The 21,154-nt window shown below is 46.1% G+C and carries 16 protein-coding genes; 9 read left to right on the plus strand and 7 right to left on the minus strand.

All coding sequences use genetic code 11. The features are described 5' to 3' along the window. The first annotated feature begins 237 nt into the window (after positions 1–237). On the plus strand, positions 238–1,176 hold the full coding sequence (locus tag DW640_RS17235) for a ribose-phosphate pyrophosphokinase (protein ID WP_008761422.1): 939 nt from the start codon (positions 238–240) through the stop codon (positions 1,174–1,176). A gap of 88 nt (positions 1,177–1,264) precedes the next feature. On the opposite strand, the gene DW640_RS17240 is transcribed toward DW640_RS17235, so the two are convergent. From DW640_RS17240 to DW640_RS17260, 5 genes are all read right to left on the minus strand, one after another. Next, positions 1,265–2,434: a phosphatidylinositol-4-phosphate 5-kinase gene (locus tag DW640_RS17240; RefSeq protein WP_008765612.1), complete on the minus strand. Its 1,170-nt coding sequence runs from the start codon at positions 2,432–2,434 to the stop codon at positions 1,265–1,267. An 83-nt stretch (positions 2,435–2,517) separates the two neighbouring features. Beyond that, complete coding sequence (locus DW640_RS17245) at positions 2,518–3,801, minus strand: pitrilysin family protein (protein WP_008761420.1); 1,284 nt, start codon at positions 3,799–3,801, stop codon at positions 2,518–2,520. 3 nt (positions 3,802–3,804) lie between these two features. Then, positions 3,805–4,557 (minus strand): 3-deoxy-manno-octulosonate cytidylyltransferase, encoded by a 753-nt coding sequence (gene kdsB / locus DW640_RS17250; RefSeq protein ID WP_008761419.1) that lies wholly within the window; start codon positions 4,555–4,557, stop codon positions 3,805–3,807. Continuing rightward, positions 4,554–4,934 (minus strand): 2-amino-4-hydroxy-6-hydroxymethyldihydropteridine diphosphokinase, encoded by a 381-nt coding sequence (locus DW640_RS17255; RefSeq protein ID WP_008761418.1) that lies wholly within the window; start codon positions 4,932–4,934, stop codon positions 4,554–4,556. The genes kdsB and DW640_RS17255 overlap by 4 nt, the downstream gene beginning before the upstream one ends. A gap of 10 nt (positions 4,935–4,944) precedes the next feature. Further along, entirely contained in the window at positions 4,945–7,284 is a 2,340-nt protein-coding gene (locus DW640_RS17260; protein WP_011107425.1) for a transglycosylase domain-containing protein, read from the minus strand. 205 nt (positions 7,285–7,489) lie between these two features. Between DW640_RS17260 and pyrB the strand changes: the two genes are divergently transcribed. The 5 genes from pyrB to glyA all read left to right on the plus strand — a co-directional run bounded on the left by pyrB (position 7,490) and on the right by glyA (position 11,745). After that, the gene (pyrB, locus tag DW640_RS17265) at positions 7,490–8,431 is read left to right on the plus strand and encodes an aspartate carbamoyltransferase (protein ID WP_008761416.1); all 942 of its coding nucleotides are present in this window, start codon (positions 7,490–7,492) and stop codon (positions 8,429–8,431) included. Beyond that, the gene (pyrI, locus tag DW640_RS17270) at positions 8,428–8,889 is read left to right on the plus strand and encodes an aspartate carbamoyltransferase regulatory subunit (protein ID WP_008761415.1); all 462 of its coding nucleotides are present in this window, start codon (positions 8,428–8,430) and stop codon (positions 8,887–8,889) included. The genes pyrB and pyrI overlap by 4 nt, the downstream gene beginning before the upstream one ends. 34 nt (positions 8,890–8,923) lie before the next feature. Next, positions 8,924–9,490, plus strand: a complete 567-nt coding sequence (locus DW640_RS17275; RefSeq protein ID WP_008761414.1) for a flavin reductase family protein — start codon at positions 8,924–8,926, stop codon at positions 9,488–9,490. A 16-nt stretch (positions 9,491–9,506) separates the two neighbouring features. Then, positions 9,507–10,244, plus strand: coding sequence for a porin family protein (locus tag DW640_RS17280; RefSeq protein ID WP_008761413.1), 738 nt, complete (start codon positions 9,507–9,509; stop codon positions 10,242–10,244). Positions 10,245–10,464: 220 nt separating this feature from the next. Further along, a complete protein-coding gene (gene glyA / locus DW640_RS17285) occupies positions 10,465–11,745 on the plus strand; it encodes a serine hydroxymethyltransferase (RefSeq protein WP_090615272.1) in 1,281 nt (426 codons plus the stop codon). Positions 11,746–12,129: 384 nt separating this feature from the next. Here glyA and DW640_RS17290 read toward each other — a convergent pair whose 3' ends face one another. Next, positions 12,130–13,797 carry a formate--tetrahydrofolate ligase gene (locus DW640_RS17290; protein ID WP_008761411.1) on the minus strand — a complete coding sequence of 556 codons (1,668 nt, stop codon included), beginning with the start codon at positions 13,795–13,797 and terminating at the stop codon, positions 12,130–12,132. Between the two features lie 206 nt (positions 13,798–14,003). Between DW640_RS17290 and aspT the strand changes: the two genes are divergently transcribed. Together aspT and aspD are read left to right on the plus strand one after the other, a co-directional pair. Continuing rightward, positions 14,004–15,698 (plus strand): aspartate-alanine antiporter, encoded by a 1,695-nt coding sequence (gene aspT, locus DW640_RS17295; protein WP_011107422.1) that lies wholly within the window; start codon positions 14,004–14,006, stop codon positions 15,696–15,698. Between the two features lie 60 nt (positions 15,699–15,758). Then, positions 15,759–17,387, plus strand: a complete 1,629-nt coding sequence (gene aspD / locus DW640_RS17300) for an aspartate 4-decarboxylase (protein WP_199610408.1) — start codon at positions 15,759–15,761, stop codon at positions 17,385–17,387. 6 nt (positions 17,388–17,393) lie between these two features. Here aspD and DW640_RS17305 read toward each other — a convergent pair whose 3' ends face one another. Further along, entirely contained in the window at positions 17,394–19,502 is a 2,109-nt protein-coding gene (locus DW640_RS17305; protein WP_117578752.1) for an outer membrane beta-barrel family protein, read from the minus strand. A 133-nt stretch (positions 19,503–19,635) separates the two neighbouring features. On the opposite strand from DW640_RS17305, the gene DW640_RS17310 reads away from it, so the two are divergent. Further along, the gene (locus DW640_RS17310) at positions 19,636–21,150 is read left to right on the plus strand and encodes a sensor histidine kinase KdpD (RefSeq protein WP_048695512.1); all 1,515 of its coding nucleotides are present in this window, start codon (positions 19,636–19,638) and stop codon (positions 21,148–21,150) included. Positions 21,151–21,154: the final 4 nt, after the last annotated feature.

Raw genomic sequence — 21,154 nt, forward strand, 5'->3', positions numbered from 1 at the left:
AAATGGAGAATAAAAAGACAGGCGATAACTATCTTTCATTCTTCGCTCTTCATTTTCTGTTTTTCGTCCATAATTCTTCATTCTTCATTCTCAGTTCTTCGTTCTTACTTGCAAATCTACAAATATTTCCGATAAGTTGGAGAGAAAATTATTTTTTCTACAATAAGTCTTTCTAAATAATAAGAGAAATTCCTACCTTTGCAGGCAAATTAACAAATAGGTAACATCTATTACAAAATGAGCGAAAAAGCACCCTTTATGGTATTCTCGGGAACTAACTCGAGATATCTTGCAGAGAAAATCTGCGCAAGTCTCAATTGTCCTCTGGGAAACATGAACATCACCCACTTTGCAGATGGTGAGTTTGCCGTTTCTTACGAAGAATCAATTCGTGGCGCACATGTATTCCTTGTGCAGTCTACTTTCCCTAACTCAGACAACTTAATGGAACTTCTCCTGATGATCGACGCCGCCAAACGTGCATCTGCAAAGAGCGTCGTAGCTGTTATCCCCTATTTCGGATGGGCACGTCAGGACAGAAAAGACAAACCTCGTGTATCTATCGGAGCTAAATTGGTAGCCGACCTGCTTTCAGTAGCAGGTATCGACCGACTGATTACCATGGATTTGCATGCAGACCAGATTCAGGGATTCTTCAATATCCCCGTAGATCACCTGTATGCATCAGCCGTATTCCTCCCCTATATCCAGTCATTGAAACTGGAAGACCTGGTGATTGCTACACCGGACGTAGGTGGTTCAAAACGCGCCAGCACTTTCTCCAAATACCTTGGTGTACCTTTGGTACTCTGCAACAAGTCACGTGAAAAAGCCAATGAAGTAGCTTCCATGCAAATCATCGGTGATGTGAAAGACAAAAACGTAGTATTGATCGATGACATCGTAGATACAGCAGGCACCATCACCAAAGCTGCCAATATCATGATGGAAGCCGGAGCCAAATCCGTACGCGCTATTGCCAGCCACTGTGTAATGTCTGACCCTGCTTCTTTCCGTGTGCAGGAATCCGGATTGACTGAAATGGTATTTACAGACAGTATCCCTTACGCTAAGAAATGCGCGAAAGTGAAACAACTGAGCATCGCTGATATGTTTGCAGAAACAATCAAGCGGGTAATGAATAACGAGTCCATCAGTTCACAATATATCATCTAAATGAAGAATGATGAGTAAAGGATAAGATAAAGAAAGCCGGCTAAACTTGAATTTAGCCGGCTTTCTTATTTATCTATAATTCTTTCTTTTAAAGAAGTCTTCCCATTTTATAGGTTCCTTTTTTGATCACCTTTCCGTCTTTATCTGTTTCCACAAAAGGGCCATCTTTCTTTCCTTGTTTGAAGAAGCCTTCGAAGCGGTTACCGTCTTTGTCGATCTGAACGCCTTGTCCGTCTTCCAGTCCGTCTACGAAACCACCTTTATATTGCATACCGGCAACGGTTTTCAGAGAGCCCTGACCGTGAGGACGATTATTTTTCCAGTCTCCTTCGTAAACATCCCCGTTACTCCATTTATAGATACCTTTGCCTTCGCGTTTATTGTTTTTCCAGTCACCTTCATACACAGCACCGTTTGCCCACGTGAAGGTACCTTTTCCATCCTGCATACCGTCTTTGAAATTTCCTACATATTTATCTCCATTGGCATGATAGTAAACGCCTTCTCCGGTACGTTCTCCCAAAAGATAAGAACCTTCGTAGCGATCTCCCGTATGGAAAAAATAAGTACCTTTTCCGTGCTGGATGTCATCTGCCCAGTCACCATCGTACTTATCTCCGTTAGTATATTCGAATACGCCTTTTCCGTGACGTACATCATCTTTCCAGTCACCGTCGTACTTGCAGCCATCGTCCCAGTTCATGGTGCCTTTGCCGTTCTTCTTGTCATTCTTCCAGTGACCGCTGTATTTAGCACCATTCGCCCACGTATAAGTACCTTCGCCCTCACGCTTGTCGTTCGCCCAGTTGCCCACGTATAAGTCGCCATTATGATAATACATCGTTCCGGCACCATGCTGATAATCCTGGAACCACATACCGTCATAACGGTTATTATTCATAAAATAATAGATTCCTTTTCCGTGTTGCTGATCCTGGAACCACTGACCTTCGTACTTCTCTCCATCCGGAAAAGAATAGATTCCGTAGCCTTCACGTTTTCCTTTGATATATTCCCCTTCGTAGACATCCCCATTTTTAAAGACCGTTTTCCCTTTTCCGTTCGGTTTGCGTCCTTTCATCTCTCCTGTATAGACGCTACCATCTTTGAAAGTATAATTTCCGATTTTTATTTCTGTAGAGAATGTGTCTTTCAACTTTCCGAAGAACCCACCTTTGCTGGTATTATTATCTTGTGCCATCACTCCTCCCTGTGCAAGAAGAGTCAAAAAAAGTGTAGTATATAGATATTTCCTCATTAGTTTTACTCGTTACTCATTAAAATTACAGTTTGGACAAAGATACAACTTCTCTCCCAAAAAGTGCCATACCGGAAAGCAAATTATGACAACTTTTTACCAGCAATGACCTCTTTTAATGTCTCTTTGCACAAATAGCGCTGTGCCAATTCCTGTATTTCCTGAGGTGTCACCTCATTTACAGCCTGCAAAGAACGGGAGAAATACTGGTCATCCAGCCCCGAAGTAGCAATAAAAATCCACGCATCCGCCAGCGAGAAAGGCGATTCGTAGCTCCGGCACATTTCACCCAGCATATAGTTGCGCACCATCGTCAGTTCTTCCATAGGAACAGGCTCCCGGTGTAGTTTGTCTATCTCATTATATACTTCCTGTATCAGCGGTTCCACGTATTCATTATCCGTTTCGGTCGAGATTCCCAGCAAACCACTATCCGGATAGAACATAATTCCGGCAGAAATCCCATAAGTATATCCTTTCTCTTCACGGATATTAGACATCAGACGGCTGCCAAAGTATCCTCCGAACAGCGTCATCAGTACGCGTAATTTCAGATAGTCAGGATTCTGACGGGTAATGGTGGTACATCCCATCTTCACCGCACTTTGCAAAGCGTCTTCACGCTCTATGAATATTCGTTTTTCGGGAACGGCAACGAATGAAAATATCGGTTTTGATGCTTTCAGCTGATATTGTCCGAAAGGAGTCCCGAAAGCACCGGTCACCCGGCGGATGATATCTTCCGTCACCTTACCCGACAGGAAAATGGAACAGTTGCCCGAATGATAATGCCGTCCGTAGAAGTCACGGAGTACTTCCGGTGTAATGGCATGATAATCCTCCTCCACTACAATTTGCCCACATGGATGCTGTGTCCCGTAAAGCGCCTGTAACAGGCCACGGTGTGCAAGGAAGTCTACTTTAGAAGTATTGACCAGATATTGCTGGATATTCGTATCCAGGATGGTATGCAGTTCTTTCTCCGGAAACACAGGTTCCTTAATCATGGATTCCACGACTTCCAGCGTTTTTGCCAGATACTTGTTCAACGAGTAGACAGTGATATAAGCATACTCCGACGAACTGGACAGTTCGAGCCATGAACCATAATAATCCAGTTTCTCTGCAATGGTTGCCGCCGTATACTTCTGCGTGCCTTCACGCAGCATCCGGTTTGTAAACAGCGCCTGCAACTTCTGCGACTGTTGCCAGCGCCCTCCGGCAAAAAGAATATCCATACGGACCACCTCCTGTTCACCGGCATTGACAACCGTCAACGGGACACCGTTCGGCAAAGTAGTCCGGACGGGAGAAAGGATATGGAAATTTTTCAGGGCTTGTATTTCAGGTTGTATCGTACGATCCATAAATCAGCTTCTGTTCTTCAAAAATTCTTCTGCATGTTTCAGATCCTGCGGTGTGTCGATACCGATCGTTTCCACGTCACTGATGCCTACCTTTATTTTATATCCATTCTCCAGCCAGCGCAACTGTTCGAGTGATTCTGCCAACTCCAGAGAGGATTGCGGTAGAGCGGTGATCTCCTTCAATACTTCCGTGCGATAAGCGTACAGACCGATATGTTTGTAATAGGTATGTCCCTTCAGCCAGTCTTCCTTATCGGCATTGCGCTGAAAAGGTATGATGGAACGGCTGAAATAAAGTGCGTTCCAATTCTTGTTGAGCACCACTTTCGGGGAGTTGACATTCTCCAGTACGGCAAACGGTTCATCGGCTGTGAAAGGCTTCACCAACGTAGCAATCTGCGTGGTAGGGTCTTCGAAACAAGCCTTTACAGCATTCAGCTGGGAAGGCTGGATGAAAGGTTCGTCCCCCTGTATATTGACTACCACATCAAAGTCGCCCCCGATCTTTGTGCACGCCTCATAGCAGCGGTCGGTACCACTTTTATGATCAATGGAAGTCATGACTACTTTTCCTCCGAATGCTTTTACGGCAGCTTCAATACGTTCGTCATCGGTAGCCACATAAGCATCATCCAAGATGCCCGCTACTTGTTCGTATACACGCTGTATCACCGTCTTCCCCCCCAGCATAGCCAATGGTTTCGCAGGGAAACGGGTGGATGCGTAGCGGGCAGGTATTATTCCCAGAAATTTCATATCTGATTGTATTTTAATTCTTCTAATCCTTTCACAACATACTCTCTTTTCAGGTCTTCCGGCTTCAACACCCGGTCATCGAAAGAGAGCAAATCAATATCCAGACTGACTTTTTCTTCCTTCTTATCCTCCGGACGACGCCCGGCGGACTGCTCGATAGCTTTCAGCTCCTTGCGCACTCTTTCCTCCTCCGCTTCCGAGAAGAACATCGCCACCTGATTGGAGAACAATGCCGGACTTCTGAAAAACAAAGGGCGTGTCTCCTGTTCAGACGTAAAGCGGATGGTAGGAAACAAATCCACCAGTCTCCTGCGAGCCAGAAGAAGATTCTCTTTCCGGTTGTAGTTACTTCCGATACAAATGATACATTTATGCACGATGAGAGGTTTAATTAAACAAATCGTCCAGTCCCGTTTCTTCGAAGACTTCTCCGTCCGGTGTTTCCGAACCGGCACAAGGGTCAAAACCTTCGGGCAGTTTAAACGTTTCCGTCTGGCTGTATCCCAAAGTCGGGTCATCGTAGACTTTCTTCATATAAGTTGCCCAGATAGGCAATGCGGCGGCAGCCCCTTGTCCATAAGTCATTGTACCAAAGTGGATGTCACGTTCATCACCTCCTACCCAGCAACCGGACACCAATGATGGAGTAAAGCCCATAAACCAGCTATCCGAGTTATCATTGGTCGTACCTGTTTTACCGCCCATATCGGCCGTAATTCCGTAACGGCGAACACGTCCGCCTGTTCCTTCATTGATAACGGAACGAAGCATTACCAACATCTTGTATGCGCTCGAAACACTGATAACTTCTTCCATCTGCGGTGCAAACGTAGAAAGCACATTGCCGTCACTATCTTCAATGCGGGTGACGAATAACGGAGCTACCCGAATCCCCTTATTGGCAAAAGCTGTATATGCGCTTACCATTTCACCGACAGAAATTTCGCAGGGACCCAAACAAAGTGAAACAACAGGGTCGATCGCCTTGTTTCGTACACCAAAACTATGAATCAGCCTTACAAGGTTATAAGGATTCAGTTTACCCATCAGGTAAGCCGAAATCCAGTTATCCGAATTGGCCAGTCCCCATTTCAGAGTCACCATTTCACCATAACGTTTATTATTGGCGTTTCGGGGAGTCCATGCCTCTCCTGTTTCGGTAATCAGCGTTTGTTCTACATGACGCACCTGATCACAAGGTGAAAATCCGTTCTCCATCGCCAGTGTATACAGATACGGCTTGATAGTAGAACCTACCTGACGGCGTCCCACCATTGCCATGTCATATTGGAAATATGTATAATTCGGTCCTCCAACATACGCCTTCACATATCCGGTCATCGGGTCCATCGACATGAATCCTGTACGCAGGAAGTGTTTGTAATAGCGAATAGAGTCCATCGGAGTCATAATCGTATCCTTCTCACCTGCCCAGGTGAAAACAGACATTTCCTGAGGAGTATCGAATGCTTTGCGAATCTCCTGTTCAGAAGCACCCGCTGACTTCATTACATTATAACGTTCGGTTTGTTTCATGGCTCTGGTCAGCAATTCTTCCACCCGCGCCTGCGGCAATGCCCTTGCATACGGGGCGTTCTTACTTCCTTGTTTTTCTTTAAAGAACAGAGGTTGCAAGAAGTCGCCTAAATGTTCTTTGATAGCATCCTCAGCGTATTGCTGCATATGCGAATTGATGGTGGTATAAATCTTCAGACCATCCGTGTAGATATTATAATTCGAGCCGTCTTTCTTTTTATTTTTGGCGCACCAGCCGTACAGCGGATTTGTTTCCCATGAAAGTGAATCTTCATAATACTTCTGCATCTGCCAGCCGCGGTACTCGCTCTTAACCGGTTTCTTGGCAGTCATCACACCACGAAGATATTCGCGGAAATAGGTTGCCAGACCTTCTTTATGGTCTACACGGGTATATGCAAGTTTCAGCGGAAGTGCCTGCAAAGAATCACATTCCGCATCCGAGATGTAACCGGCTTTTTCCATCTGACGCAGTACGACGTTACGACGTCCCAATGCATTCTCACGGATTTTCGGATTTCGGGATACCGGATTATAACGGGACGGATTCTGACACATTCCCACCAACATCGCTGCCTGCTCTATTTTCAAATCTTTGGGTTCACAGCCGAAATAAGTAGACGCGGCTGTCTTTATACCGACAGCATTATTCAGGAAGTCGAACTTATTAAGATACATTGTCAGAATCTCTTCTTTCGTATAGTAACGTTCCAGTTTTACGGCAATCACCCATTCGATCGGTTTCTGCAACAGACGCTGCATAGTATTGCTTGCCACCTTTTCCGTAAACAACTGTTTTGCCAACTGTTGTGAGATCGTACTACCTCCACCCGCACTTTTCTGCAACAATAATCCACGCTTGACGATGGCACGGAAAAGTGCCTTCGCATCAATACCGGAATGTTCGGCAAAGCGAACATCCTCCGTCGCAATCAGCGCATGAATGATGTTGGGAGAAAGATCGGCATAGCTGCTGTATACACGATTGTTTTTTTCCATTGAGAAGGTACCCAGTACTTTCCCGTCTTCCGAGAATACCTCAGTTGCAAATTTATAATTGGGATTTTCCAGTTCTTCCACAGGAGGCATATAGCCTATCCAGCCCTTAGAGATAGACACAAAAACAACTACGATAGCTATTAAAGCAACTGCCAACAATACCCAAAGAGCGTTTATTATTTTTCGAATCATGTTTCTTCTAGCTTAAAAAAGATGCTTATAATTAAGCCGCAAAGGTAGATAAAATATAGCATACAGCAAACGAGTTTTTGATTTATTTGATATTTTAAAACCAACCGAAAAACGAATAAAAAGAGAAAAAAAGTTTGTATTTTACATTTTCTTCGTACCTTTACACTCCGGTAAAACAAGTTCTATCCACATAAAAGATAACAAAATGGAAAACAGAAGTTTAGTAACCATTGCCGAACATTCTAAAGAAAAAATCCTCTACATGCTCGAAATGGCGAAGCAGTTTGAAATGAACCCCAACCGCCGGTTATTGCAAGGTAAGGTAGTAGCAACCCTGTTCTTCGAACCTTCCACCCGTACCCGTTTGAGTTTCGAAACAGCAGCCAATCGCCTCGGCGCACGCGTCATCGGATTTACTGATCCGAAAGCAACCAGCTCCTCAAAAGGAGAAACACTCAAAGACACGATCATGATGGTTAGCAGCTATGCGGATATCATCGTCATGCGACACTATCTCGAAGGAGCTGCCCGATATGCCAGCGAAGTAGCACCCGTACCCATCGTCAATGCAGGAGACGGAGCCAACCAGCACCCGTCACAAACGATGCTCGACCTCTACTCCATCTACAAAACTCAGGGAACACTGGAAAACCTGAACATCTTTCTGGTGGGAGACTTGAAATACGGACGCACCGTCCACTCACTACTGATGGCTATGCGTCACTTCAATCCTACATTCCACTTCATCGCCCCCGATGAACTGAAAATGCCGGAAGAATATAAGCTATACTGCAAAGAGCATCAGATCAAATACATTGAACATACCGAATTTACCGAAGAAATTATCGCTGATGCCGACATCCTGTACATGACCCGTGTGCAACGCGAACGCTTCACCGACCTGATGGAATACGAACGAGTGAAAAATGTATATATCCTGCGCAACAAGATGCTGGAGAACACCCGTCCGAACCTCCGCATTCTGCACCCGCTGCCCCGTGTCAACGAGATTGCTTACGACGTGGACAACAACCCGAAAGCATATTATTTCCAACAGGCGCAAAACGGTCTGTATGCCCGTGAAGCCATCCTTTGCGACGTATTAGGTATCACATTAGAGGACGTTAAAAACGATATTTTATTATGAGCGAAAATAAACAAGCATTGCAAGTAGCTGCCCTGAAAAACGGGACAGTGATTGACCATATCCCATCAGAAAAACTCTTTACTGTCGTACAGCTACTGGGCGTGGAGCAAATGAAATGTAACATCACCATCGGCTTCAACCTCGACAGCAAAAAGCTAGGGAAAAAAGGCATTATCAAAATCGCCGACAAGTTTTTCTGCGACGAAGAAATCAACCGCATATCGGTAGTAGCACCTTACGTAAAACTGAACATTATCCGCGACTATGAAGTCGTTGAAAAGAAAGAAGTCAGAATGCCGGACGAACTGCACGGCATCGTAAAATGCGCCAATCCGAAATGTATCACGAACAATGAACCTATGCCTACGTTATTTCATGTGATAGACAAGGATAATTGCATCGTGAAGTGCCATTATTGCGAGAAAGAACAGAAACGCGAGGAAATCACCATCCTCTAGTTTCTCCATTCCTCATTCTTAATTTTTTATTAAATTGAAACAAGACTGGAAACCGGGAACGATGATCTATCCGCTGCCTGCCGTATTGGTGAGTTGCGGAAAAGATGAAAGTGAATATAATATTATAACAGTAGCATGGACGGGTACGATTTGCACAAACCCGCCCATGTGCTATATATCCGTACGACCGGAACGACACTCCTACGACATCATCAAGAAAAATATGGAGTTCGTCATCAATCTGACAACTAAAGATATGGCGTTCCCCACCGACTGGTGCGGAGTACGTTCGGGACGGAATTATCGTAAATTCGAAGAGATGAAACTCACTCCGGGACGCTGCACCGTAGTCAGCGCACCGCTGATCGAAGAGTCTCCCCTCTGCATCGAATGTCGCGTGAAGGAAATTGTTTCGCTCGGTTCGCATGATATGTTTATCGCCGATGTGGTAAACGTCCGTGCAGACGACCGGAACCTGAATCCCGAAACCGGCAAGTTCGAACTGGCGGAAGCGAACCCGCTGGTATATGTGCACGGAGGATATTACGACCTGGGAGAAAAAATAGGGAAATTCGGCTGGAGTGTAGAAAAGAAGAAATAAAGAAAAAAGTACTGCCATGAATATACTGCGCAACATAATTCTTTTCGGTTGGATGGCGATAGCTTGCACAGCTTTCGCCCAAGATCGTAACGCAGATAAAGTGGAACGTCCCAACACAAAGAAAATCAACTTTGGTATCAAAGCCGGATTTAATTCTTCCATGTTTATGGTATCCGAATTGAAAATCAAAGACGTAACGATCGACGAAGTACAAAATAATTATAAGATCGGCTATTTTGGCGCGATCTTCATGCGCTTTAATATAAAGAAGCATTTCATTCAGCCGGAAGCATCCTATAATGTCAGCAAAGGCGAGATCACCTTTGACAAACTTGGTTCGCAACACCCTGCCATCGAACCCGATTATGCTTCGGTACAGTCCGTACTTCACAGTATCGACTTCCCTATTCTCTACGGATATAACGTAGTGAAAAAAGGACCATACGGAATGTCTATCTTTGCCGGTCCAAAACTCCGGTATCTATGGGGAAAGCAGAACGAAATCACTTTCACAAACTTCGACCAGAAAGGGATTCATGAAAAGCTGTATCCGCTCAATGTCAGCGTCGTGATCGGTGTCGGCGTCAATATCTCCCGCATCTTTTTCGACTTCCGCTACGAACAGGGGATAGGAAATATCTCCAAATCCATCGTTTATGACAATATCAATTCAGACGGCAGCACGGGAGTCAGCCCTATCATTTTCCGCCGCCGCGACAGCGCATTAAGTTTCTCGTTCGGATTCATTCTTTAAAGAACATCCGACAGCCGGCTGATGAACTTTTGATAGTCGGCAACCGGCAAAAACAGACACCTCCTATTCATTCCGTACGATAAATTATCCATTATCTATTAATTTCCTCCATTTACTAACATTTTTCTTATAGTTCCTTCGTTCTTTATTTATTTTCACTAACTTTGTGCGCTTAAAATAGGTATCTCGAATTAAAAATTTAATCTTACTTATAAAAAGAATGAAAAGAGACGACTTAATTTTCGACATCATCGAAAAAGAGCACCAACGTCAGCTGAAAGGTATCGAGCTGATTGCATCTGAAAACTTTGTAAGTGACCAGGTAATGCAGGCAATGGGTTCTTGCCTGACTAACAAGTACGCAGAAGGTTATCCGGGCAAACGTTACTACGGAGGTTGTGAAGTAGTTGACCAAAGCGAACAAATCGCTATCGACCGCCTGAAAGAAATCTTCGGTGCCGAATGGGCAAACGTACAACCGCATTCAGGAGCACAAGCCAATGCAGCCGTATTTCTGGCTGTTTTGAATCCGGGCGACAAGTTTATGGGATTAAACCTCGCACACGGCGGACACCTTTCTCACGGTTCATTAGTAAACACTTCCGGCATTATCTACACTCCTTGCGAATACAATCTGAATCAGGAAACCGGCCGTGTAGACTACGACCAGATGGAAGAAATAGCCTTGCGCGAAAAGCCGAAAATGATTATCGGCGGCGGCTCTGCTTATTCCCGCGAATGGGACTACAAACGTATGCGTGAAATCGCAGATAAAGTAGGCGCTATCCTGATGATCGACATGGCTCACCCTGCGGGTCTGATCGCTGCCGGACTGTTGGAGAACCCGGTTAAATATGCACACATCGTCACTTCGACTACACATAAAACACTTCGCGGACCTCGTGGTGGGGTCATCATGATGGGAAAAGATTTCCCTAATCCTTGGGGAAAGAAAACTCCGAAGGGTGAAATCAAAATGATGTCTCAATTACTGGATTCAGCTGTATTCCCAGGTGTACAGGGCGGACCGTTGGAACACGTAATCGCTGCCAAAGCCGTAGCTTTCGGCGAAATCCTGCAACCGGAATACAAGGAATATGCAAAACAGGTTCAGAAGAATGCTGCCGTACTGGCACAGGCTTTGATAGACCGTGGTTTTACAATCGTTTCCGGTGGTACGGACAATCACTCCATGCTGGTTGACCTGCGTAGCAAATACCCTGATCTGACAGGTAAGGTAGCAGAAAAAGCATTAGTTTCTGCTGACATTACCGTGAATAAGAACATGGTTCCGTTTGACAGCCGTTCTGCTTTCCAAACTTCCGGTATCCGTCTGGGTACTCCTGCCATCACAACCCGTGGTGCGAAAGAAGACCTGATGATCGAAATTGCCGAAATGATCGAAACTGTTCTGTCTAACGTGGAAAATGAAGAGGTGATCGCACAAGTACGTGCACGTGTCAATGAGACAATGAAGAAATATCCTCTTTTTGCTGATTAAGATTTCTTTCTTTGAGTAACCAAATGCCGGTAATGTGAATTAGCAGCATTTGTGTTCAACATTTCATAAAGAATTTCTTTTGAATTTTATAAGCCTGCTTTCTGTGAAGAAAACAGGCTTTTCTTTTTTATTTATTAACAGAATCAGACAAACTATCTGCTCGAAAAGATGTTTTCTTACTACAAAAAGAGAAATTGAAATACGCACTATACTCTTCCGGAAAGCAGCGACTTCAATCGTACAGTGTATCAGACAAGGTCAACATACCGGTACACTGGACTCTATATACAATCATCCCCGTCTTCCCAAACTATCAGAAGTGGAAAGACGGGGATTTATATTGGATGATTGAGTACAGAAATATACTAAATGAAATAGTAAAAATCAGCTCAGTCCTTCAATTTCACCATCTACAATGTCGATATGCAACGCTTGCGGTTCTTTGGGCAGTCCCGGCATACGAAGGATTTCTCCTGCAATCGCTACAATCATTTCGGCACCGTTATTAATCACTATATCCTTGATATGGAACTCGAAATTATTCACGGCACCATAAATCTTCGGATCGGCAGAAAAAGAGTATTGTGTCTTGGCAATGCAAACCGGATAATGAGTGATTCCCATTTTCTCAATCAGCTTGATGCGGTTGCGGGCGATGCTGCTGTACGTAATGACGCTGGCTCCATAAAGGTTGGTAGCCACCTTCTCAATCTTCTGCTGTATGCTGTCTTCTTCTTTATACGTATAACGCAAAGGTTCGGACGGATTATTTTCTATCGTATCAACTACGAGGCGGGCCATATCTACCGCTCCATCACCACCTTCGCTGAACGCATTATTGATGGCGTAACCTACCCCCAACTGTTCGCAGTGCTCGCGCAGCATTTCCATTTCCTCGTCCGTGTCGGTGGCAAACTTATTGAAAGCAACCACTACCGTCTGTCCGAAGGAGCGAAGATTACGAATATGTTTATCCAGATTGCGCAATCCTTCTTTCAGTCCTTCCATGTTCGGTTCCTTGATGCGGTCGAGACTGACACCACCGTGCATCTTCAGTCCTTGCGCCGTAGCGACAATCACAGTCAGTTTGGGCTGGAGTCCGCTTTTGCGGCATTTGATGTTATAGAACTTTTCAGCACCGAGGTCTGCGCCGAATCCGGCTTCCGTAATCACATAGTCACCGAATGACATTGCCAGTTTGGTGGCAAGAATAGAGTTACAGCCATGAGCGATATTGGCAAACGGTCCGCCGTGTACGAAAGCGGCGGTACCTTCGGTCGTCTGCACCAGATTCGGATGGATGGCGTCTTTCAGCAATACCGTGATAGCTCCCGCCACTCCGAGATCTTTCACCGTAAAAGGCTGGTCATCATATGTAAAACCAAGCAGAATATTTTCAATGCGGCGGCGCAAGTCTTCCACATCTTTGGAAAGGCAGAGAATGGCCATAATTTCCGAAGCCGGAGTAATATCGAAGCCTGACTCCTGCGTGATGCCGTTCGACTTGGGTCCGAGTCCGACTACGATGCTGCGCAACGAACGGTCGTTCACGTCGAGCACCCGACGCCAGAGAATTTCTTTCAATCCGAAACCTTTCGCCTGATTCTGATAAAGATAATTATCGAGCAAAGCAGAAATCATGTTATGCGCGGAAGTAATCGCATGAAAGTCTCCCGTAAAATGAAGGTTGATCTTCTCCATCGGAAGCACCTGTGCATATCCCCCACCCGCTGCTCCTCCCTTCATACCGAAGCAAGGACCGAGAGACGGCTCGCGCAAAGCGACAATCGCCTTCTTTCCGATTTTGTTCAGTCCCAGGGCGAGACCGATAGATACTGTAGTTTTGCCGATACCCGCCTTTGTCGCTGTGATGGCAGTTACCAGGACAAGGTTACTTTTCTTCACTTTCTCCTCGTCGATCAGTTGTTCGGGAATCTTCGCGATGTAGCGACCATAATTTTCGACTTCTTCACGAGGGATTCCGATGCTTTCGGCAACTTGCTTGATCTTTTTCAACTCGACACTGCGAGCTATTTCTATGTCTGATTTCATACAGAATATGATTAGTTTTATTTGAAGTGACAAAAGTATAACAAAAAAGCGAAACTGAGAAATTTAAGACGCTCTCTCGTTTACCCGGGACTTCCGCACAATTAATTTATATTTTTAGAAACTATGACGATAACGTACTTAACCCACTAAACTCTTTTTGCACAAGAACTGTTGTTATGAACATAACCTAAACAAGAACAACATATATGGAATGGATTATTAATCAACTCAGGGATCATCCCGAACTTGCCATTTTCCTCACTTTATTCGCCGGCTTCTGGCTGGGCAGATTCAAAATAGGAAAATTTTCGTTGGGAACAGTAACCAGCGTGCTACTGGTCGGAGTACTGGTAGGACAATTAAACATTAGTGTAGACGGCCCGATGAAAGCTGTCTTTTTCCTCCTGTTTTTATTCGCTGTGGGCTATAAGGTAGGTCCGCAATTCTTTCGCGGATTGAAGAAAGACGGATTGCCGCAAGTAGGATTTGCCGTCCTGATGTGCATTGTCAGCCTCATCGCCCCATGGATACTTGCCAAAATCATGGGCTACCATGTAGGCGAGGCTGCCGGATTGCTGGCAGGCTCACAGACCATTTCCGCAGTAATCGGTGTGGCAAGCGACACGATCAATCAATTAAGCATCAGCGATGCGCAGAAAGCGACATTTATCAATGCCATCCCCGTAGCATACGCTGTGACTTATATTTTCGGTACGGCAGGTTCCGCATGGATTCTGGCTTCACTCGGTCCCAAAATGCTGGGCGGACTGGAGAAGGTGAAAGCGGACTGCAAAGAGCTGGAAGCCAAAATGGGAACTTCCGAAGCAGATGAACCCGGATTTTACACCGCCCTCCGCCCCGTCGTATTCCGTGCTTATAAAATAGATAACGAATGGTTCGGCAAAGGAAAAACAGTCAGCGAACTGGAGAACTATCTGGTGGAAAACGATAAACGGCTGTTTGTAGAACGCGTACGGCAAAAGGGCGTCATAGAAGAAGTCACCCCGGATATGCTTCTACAACCGGGCGATGAAGTCGTATTAAGCGGCCGCCGTGAATATGCAATCGGCGAAGAAGACTGGATCGGTCCGGAAGTGATCGACGCCCAACTGCTCGACTTTCCGGCAGAGACGCTTCCGGTAATGGTCACCCACCGCACATTCGCAGGCGAAAAGGTCTCCACGATCCGTGCGCTGAAATTCATGCACGGAGTCAGTATCCGCAGTATCAAGCGAGCAGGCATCAATGTTCCGGTACTCGCTCAGACAGTGATCGACTCCGGCGATATCCTCGAACTGACCGGAACAAAACTCGAAGTAGAAACTGCCGCCAAACAGATGGGCTATATCGATCGCCCCACCAACCAGACAGATATGATCTTCGTGGGACTGGGTATCCTGCTCGGTGGTCTGGTCGGCGCACTTGCCATTCACCTGGGAGGTATCCCGATCAGCCTGTCCACCAGTGGAGGTGCCTTGATCGCAGGACTCGTATTCGGCTGGCTGCGCAGCAAACATCCGACCTTTGGCGGTATCCCCGAACCTTCGTTGTGGGTATTGAATAATGTGGGATTGAATATGTTTATCGCTGTTGTCGGCATCGCTGCCGGACCTAGTTTCGTGACCGGTTTCAAGGAAGTAGGATTCAGCCTGTTTATCGTCGGTGCACTGGCAACCGCCATCCCTCTTCTCAGCGGACTGCTGATGGGAAGATATCTGTTCAAGTTCCACCCTGCCCTCACACTGGGATGTACAGCCGGAGCACGTACCACAACCGCCGCACTGGGAGCTATTCAGGACGCACTAGGAAGCGACACTCCCGCGTTAGGATACACCGTGACGTATGCAGTCGGTAATACACTACTGATTATCTGGGGAGTAGCCATCGTATTGCTCATGTAAATGTCAGTATAATGAATGTATAGGAAATCAAAATTAAGTATCAAAACAATAAGAACCATTATGGAAAAGAAAACAACTGGCACAGCTATCACCAAGAACTTTGCCAAAAAGATGGAAACGATCAGCCCTTTCGAACTTAAAAACAAGCTCATCGAAATGGCTGACGAGAGTATCAAGAAAATGGCCCATACCATGCTGAACGCAGGACGAGGCAACCCGAACTGGATTGCGACCGAACCGCGTGAAGCATTCTTCCTGTTAGGAAAATTCGGACTTTGCGAATGTCGCCGTGTCCAATCCCTGGAAGAAGGAATTGCAGGCATCCCACAACAGGAAGGAATAGCCGCCCGCTTCGAGGCTTTCCTCAAAGAGAACGAGAAAGAATCCGGAGCCAGGTTACTGAAAGAAACCTATAATTATATGCTGATGGAGCACGCAGCCGATCCGGACAGACTGGTTCATGAATGGGCGGAATCGGTCATCGGCGACCAGTATCCTGTCCCCGACCGTATCCTGCACTTCACCGAACTGATCGTACAGGATTATCTGGCACAGGAAATGTGCGACCGCCGTCCCCCTAAAGGCACATTCGACCTTTTCGCTACCGAAGGCGGAACGGCTGCCATGTGCTATGTATTCGATTCATTGCAGGAAAACTTTCTGTTGAATCAAGGGGATTCCATCGCCTTGATGATTCCTGTCTTCACGCCCTACATCGAGATTCCGGAATTACGCCGCTATCAGTTCGATGTTACCGAAATATCTGCCGATCAGATGACACCGGACGGGCTGCACACCTGGCAATATAAAGATGAAGATATCGATAAGCTGAAGAATCCGCAGATAAAAGCGTTGTTCATCACCAATCCGAGCAATCCGCCCAGTTACGCGCTGAGCCCGGAGACTGCCGCACGTATTGTCAACATCGTAAAGAATGACAATCCGAATCTGATGATCATTACGGACGATGTGTACGGAACATTCATACCTCACTTCCGTTCGTTGATGGCGGAGTTGCCGCATAATACACTCTGCGTCTACTCCTTCTCCAAGTATTTCGGAGCCACAGGATGGAGAAATGCAGTGATAGCCCTACACGAAGACAACATCTACGACAAAATGATTGCCCGCCTGTCGGAGGAGCAAACAGCAATCTTAAACAAGCGTTATGCAAGCCTCAGTTTACATCCCGAGAAGATGAAGTTTATTGACCGCATGGTGGCCGACAGCCGGCAGATTGCGCTGAACCATACCGCAGGACTCTCGCTGCCTCAGCAAATGCAGATGAGCCTGTTCGCCGCCTTCTCCCTTCTCGACAAGGAAGACCGGTACAAGGCAAAGATGCAGGAAATCATCCACCGTCGCCTGCATGCACTCTGGGACAACACCGGCTTTACGCTGATAGAAGACCCGCTGCGTGCCGGATATTATTCGGAAATCGACATGCTGGTATGGGCGAAGAAATTCTACGGTGACGAATTTGTAGACTATCTGCAAAAGACCTACAATCCGCTCGACGTTGTTTTCCGCCTTGCCAACGAGACTTCGCTCGTCCTGCTGAACGGCGGCGGATTTGCCGGACCGAAATGGAGTGTCCGTGTTTCGCTCGCCAATCTGAACGAAGCCGATTACGTAAAAATAGGACAAAGCATCAAGCGCGTACTGGATGAGTATGCAAAAAATAGATAATACTTATTATTTAAAGCGGGAAGTATCCACCTCTTCCCGCTTTTTCTCCTTGTATCCTCCGAATTTGTAGTTGAAGGAAATACCGAAGGCACGGGTAGTCTTCATATAGTGATTCTTCACATTCTGTTGTCCGAAACGGACATTAGTCGAAATGGTGGAAGTATTAAATATGTCGTCGCATTTCAAGGTCAGTTGTGCTTTTCCCTTTGCGAAAGTATAGCGCAGGGCCGCATCCAGATTTCCCGAACGGGGAAGGTCGAAAATGCCTTGTATCGCTTTGTTCTGATAAAATCCGCTTAGGGTAAACTTCAAATCGGGTTTGGTGGAGAGAGTGAAGGTATTGTTCATTGTCAATACAAACGTATATAGTTTGCGGTCGAACGGGATATCCCAGAAATCACTGTCTTTCTGACGGTAACGAAAGCCGATTGCCGTGATGCGGGAGTCCAGCCATTTCTTCACTTTAAAGGGAACTACCATTACCAAGCCCGCCTGTTCCGAGAAGTCGAAGTTAAAGCATTTATAGATCTCGACCAGACGTTCCGGAGACTGGTAAAGCGTCTGCATTTCCTTGTTTTTCGTGCGGCTGTAATAGGCGGTCAGCACATATTTACCTTTTAATATATAGCTAATGTTAGCTTCGTAGTTGGTTGCCGGTTTGAGGAAGGGATTTCCCTGAATCTCGGAATAAGCGCCCATGTAGGAAGTGGAGTTCTGCATACTCCAGTATTCCGGATATTCTTTGTCGCTGCTCAATGAAAATTGCAGGATATGTCCCGGAGCAGGCAAATAAGTCAGGTTGGCAACCGGATACAGGCTCCATTCGTTCCACATATCCGTATGATATTGCTCGGCAGCCAGAGAGACGTCCGCCGAAAGTTTCTCACCGAAGCTCTTGCTGAGTCCGGCATAAAAGTTCAGCGTCTGCTCGCGACGACGGGATTGCATGTTGTTGTCCGGCAGTAAAGTTTCCGTTTCGGGATCGAAATACATTTGATAACTATTGTCCAATGCGGTCGTATAAGCAATACCATAATTCAATCCCCAGTCTGCGCCCAAAGTATGTTCTTGTCCGGCATAGAAACGCCATTGGTTGATCCGTTGGTTATCTTTGCTCAGGAAGTTCAGTGTTTCTTCTCCCAGTGTGCTGTAAAGCAGCTGACTGCCGGGAGCATGATAATAGGTAAATTCCGCTCCGGCTTTCAGTCCGAAAGGAGTCTGATAGTCGAGTTTGGCATTATGAAGCTGTCCTTCCGAGTGCGAATCGGTGACCGAGTTCTGCGCACCGGTGACTGTGGCGTAAGGTTTGACATCGGTGAAAGCAGTGGTATAAACCAAGCTCAGCAAATGCTTGTCGGTAAAGGCATAGTCCATCCCAAGGCGTATCTGGTGATTGTTGTGGCGGGAAGTAGTGATATCATACATATTCATCGGATGCACCGAACCGTCGGCGAGCGTGTGAAGCGCTTCCTTGTCTGTCTCCCTCCGTTCGCGGCTGTAAGAGTAAGAGTAGAGAAGATCAGCAGAAAATTTGCGTCCGGAGTATAGAAGGCTCGCACGCTCTGCCAGAGATTCGTAGTGTAATTGGCTGTAGGCAGTATATAGTTCTCCCTGAAGAGAAGGTTCTTTTCCTATGCCCGAAGTCAGTATCAAATTGATCATCGGTCCGCGCACCTGATAACGTGCCGGAGCGGAATACATCACTTCCGCCTTTTCAATCCGACTGACGGGCATTGATTTCAGCAGGGTGCTTAATTGCTCTACAGAGAGGGTGGTCACTTTTCCGTTGATAACCACAGTGACCGGTTGCCCTCCCAACGTCAGGGCATCATTCATGGAGACAACTCCCGGCAGGTTCTTTACCGCATCATAGGCATTGTCTACCGGCAGGCTGCCGACCAGTCTCGGAACGTCGTATACCAGTTTCCCCTGTTCGGCTTTTACTACCGGACGTTCGCCGGTGATCATGACTTCGGGAAGTTCCCGATACAGGCTGTCTATATAGGCTACATTTTTTACGCTGTCGGCAGGTTCCTGCGCTGTCTGTACCTGCTGTGCAGAAGCGTACATCCAATACATGAAAAGTAACAAAAGCAGTAAATAAGTTCGTTTCATATCGCATTTATTTTTGAGTATGCTGCAAAATACGGGAGAAAAAACGAAACTTTACGTTATCGCCGGCTTATCTAGTGTTATTTAGTCTTATCAAAGAGAAGAAAAATAACAGTTTCATACTATCTTTGTCCGTATGAAACTACCGTTGAAACATATCATTATCCTTGTCATCTGCTCGCTGACAGGCATCTTTGTTTACCAGACATATTGGCTGACAGGGCTTTACCGCACGATGAAGCAGGAAATGAACAATAATATAAAAGACGCCATGCGTACGAGCGACTTTAATGAAATCGTGCTTCGCGTCAACGAACTGCAAAAGGATAATGTGGAACATGGTTCGGTCACCGTTTCCGCCGGATATGGTGCAGACGGCAAGTCGCTGGTGACAAGCCAGACTGTCTCTTATACAGACAGTACCTACAAAGACACCCTGCATACACGCACGGAAACAGCAGTAGATACCCTGGCCGTCAATGACAATGATCCGGATGCCAGCGCCGTTGCCTCCAGCGAAAGCGGACTCGATGTATTATTAAAGAGACAGGACTCGATGAAAGAACTCATACTCAGCGTCCAACAGGGTATGCACTCCGGCGTGGACACCTACATCGACATCAACCTGCAAAAATATGACAGTCTACTGACCGATGTACTGAAAGCACACAACATAGATGTACCTCACCACACCTTATATATATACAGCGGAGCCACTCAGGATTCATCCCAGACATTCATAGATACACTGGGCATCGCAGGAGACAGCACCTATATCCCCAGCCCGAAAGCCATCCGCTACGATTACGAATTCAACAGGCATCACAGTCAACGCTACCAACTGATAATGGAACCCATCACCTCACTGGTATGGAAACAAATGACCGGCATCCTGGTCACTTCATTTGTCATCTTCCTCATCCTCGGATTTTCCTTCTGGTTCCTCATCCGCACACTGCTGAAACAAAAGACGCTGGAAGAAATGAAGAGCAACTTTACGAACAACATCACGCATGAGTTAAAGACCCCGATTGCCGTGGCGTATGCCGCCAACGATGCACTGCTGAATTTCAACCAGGCGGAAGAAAAGAGCAAACGTGACCAATATCTGCGCATCAGCCAAGAACAGCTACAGCGCTTGAGCGGACTCGTCGAACAGATTCTTTCCATGAGCATGGAAAGCCGCAAGACGTTCAGACTGCACCCCGAAGAGATTTGTCTGAAAGAACTGATTACTTCTTTAATAGAGCAGCACCAGCTAAAAGCGGATATCCCCGTACACATAACACTGGAAACAGAACCGGAAGCACTGACGATAGTAGCCGACCGCACTCATTTCAGCAATATCATCAGTAACCTGATAGACAATGCCGTGAAATATTCGAAACAAGAAGCAGAGATTATGATTCAGTGCCGCCAAACGGGGGAAACAGTGACTATCACCGTCTCCGATCATGGAATAGGTATTCCGCTTGACAAGCAGAAACATATATTCGACAAATTCTATCGCGTTCCGACCGGAAATCTTCATAACGTGAAAGGATACGGCTTAGGACTTTTCTATGTCAAAAGCATGGTCGAAAAACATGGAGGCACCATCACCGTCAAAAGTGAATCCGGCAAAGGAAGTACATTTACCATTACTATCTAAAACA

The sequence above is a fragment of the Bacteroides sp. AM23-12 genome, assembly GCF_003434395.1.
Taxonomy (GTDB): domain Bacteria; phylum Bacteroidota; class Bacteroidia; order Bacteroidales; family Bacteroidaceae; genus Bacteroides; species Bacteroides thetaiotaomicron.

Bases quoted from the DNA above. Each gene is read 5' to 3' on its own strand.
- DW640_RS17235 (WP_008761422.1), top strand. From the start codon at position 238: ATGAGCGAAAAAGCACCCTTTATGGTATTCTCGGGAACTAACTCGAGA.
- DW640_RS17240 (WP_008765612.1), bottom strand. From the start codon at position 2,434: ATGAGGAAATATCTATATACTACACTTTTTTTGACTCTTCTTGCACAG.
- DW640_RS17245 (WP_008761420.1), bottom strand. From the start codon at position 3,801: ATGGATCGTACGATACAACCTGAAATACAAGCCCTGAAAAATTTCCAT.
- kdsB (WP_008761419.1), bottom strand. From the start codon at position 4,557: ATGAAATTTCTGGGAATAATACCTGCCCGCTACGCATCCACCCGTTTC.
- DW640_RS17260 (WP_011107425.1), bottom strand. From the start codon at position 7,284: ATGATTCGAAAAATAATAAACGCTCTTTGGGTATTGTTGGCAGTTGCT.
- pyrB (WP_008761416.1), top strand. From the start codon at position 7,490: ATGGAAAACAGAAGTTTAGTAACCATTGCCGAACATTCTAAAGAAAAA.
- pyrI (WP_008761415.1), top strand. From the start codon at position 8,428: ATGAGCGAAAATAAACAAGCATTGCAAGTAGCTGCCCTGAAAAACGGG.
- DW640_RS17280 (WP_008761413.1), top strand. From the start codon at position 9,507: ATGAATATACTGCGCAACATAATTCTTTTCGGTTGGATGGCGATAGCT.
- glyA (WP_090615272.1), top strand. From the start codon at position 10,465: ATGAAAAGAGACGACTTAATTTTCGACATCATCGAAAAAGAGCACCAA.
- DW640_RS17290 (WP_008761411.1), bottom strand. From the start codon at position 13,797: ATGAAATCAGACATAGAAATAGCTCGCAGTGTCGAGTTGAAAAAGATC.
- aspT (WP_011107422.1), top strand. From the start codon at position 14,004: ATGGAATGGATTATTAATCAACTCAGGGATCATCCCGAACTTGCCATT.
- aspD (WP_199610408.1), top strand. From the start codon at position 15,759: ATGGAAAAGAAAACAACTGGCACAGCTATCACCAAGAACTTTGCCAAA.
- DW640_RS17305 (WP_117578752.1), bottom strand. From the start codon at position 19,502: ATGAAACGAACTTATTTACTGCTTTTGTTACTTTTCATGTATTGGATG.
- DW640_RS17310 (WP_048695512.1), top strand. From the start codon at position 19,636: ATGAAACTACCGTTGAAACATATCATTATCCTTGTCATCTGCTCGCTG.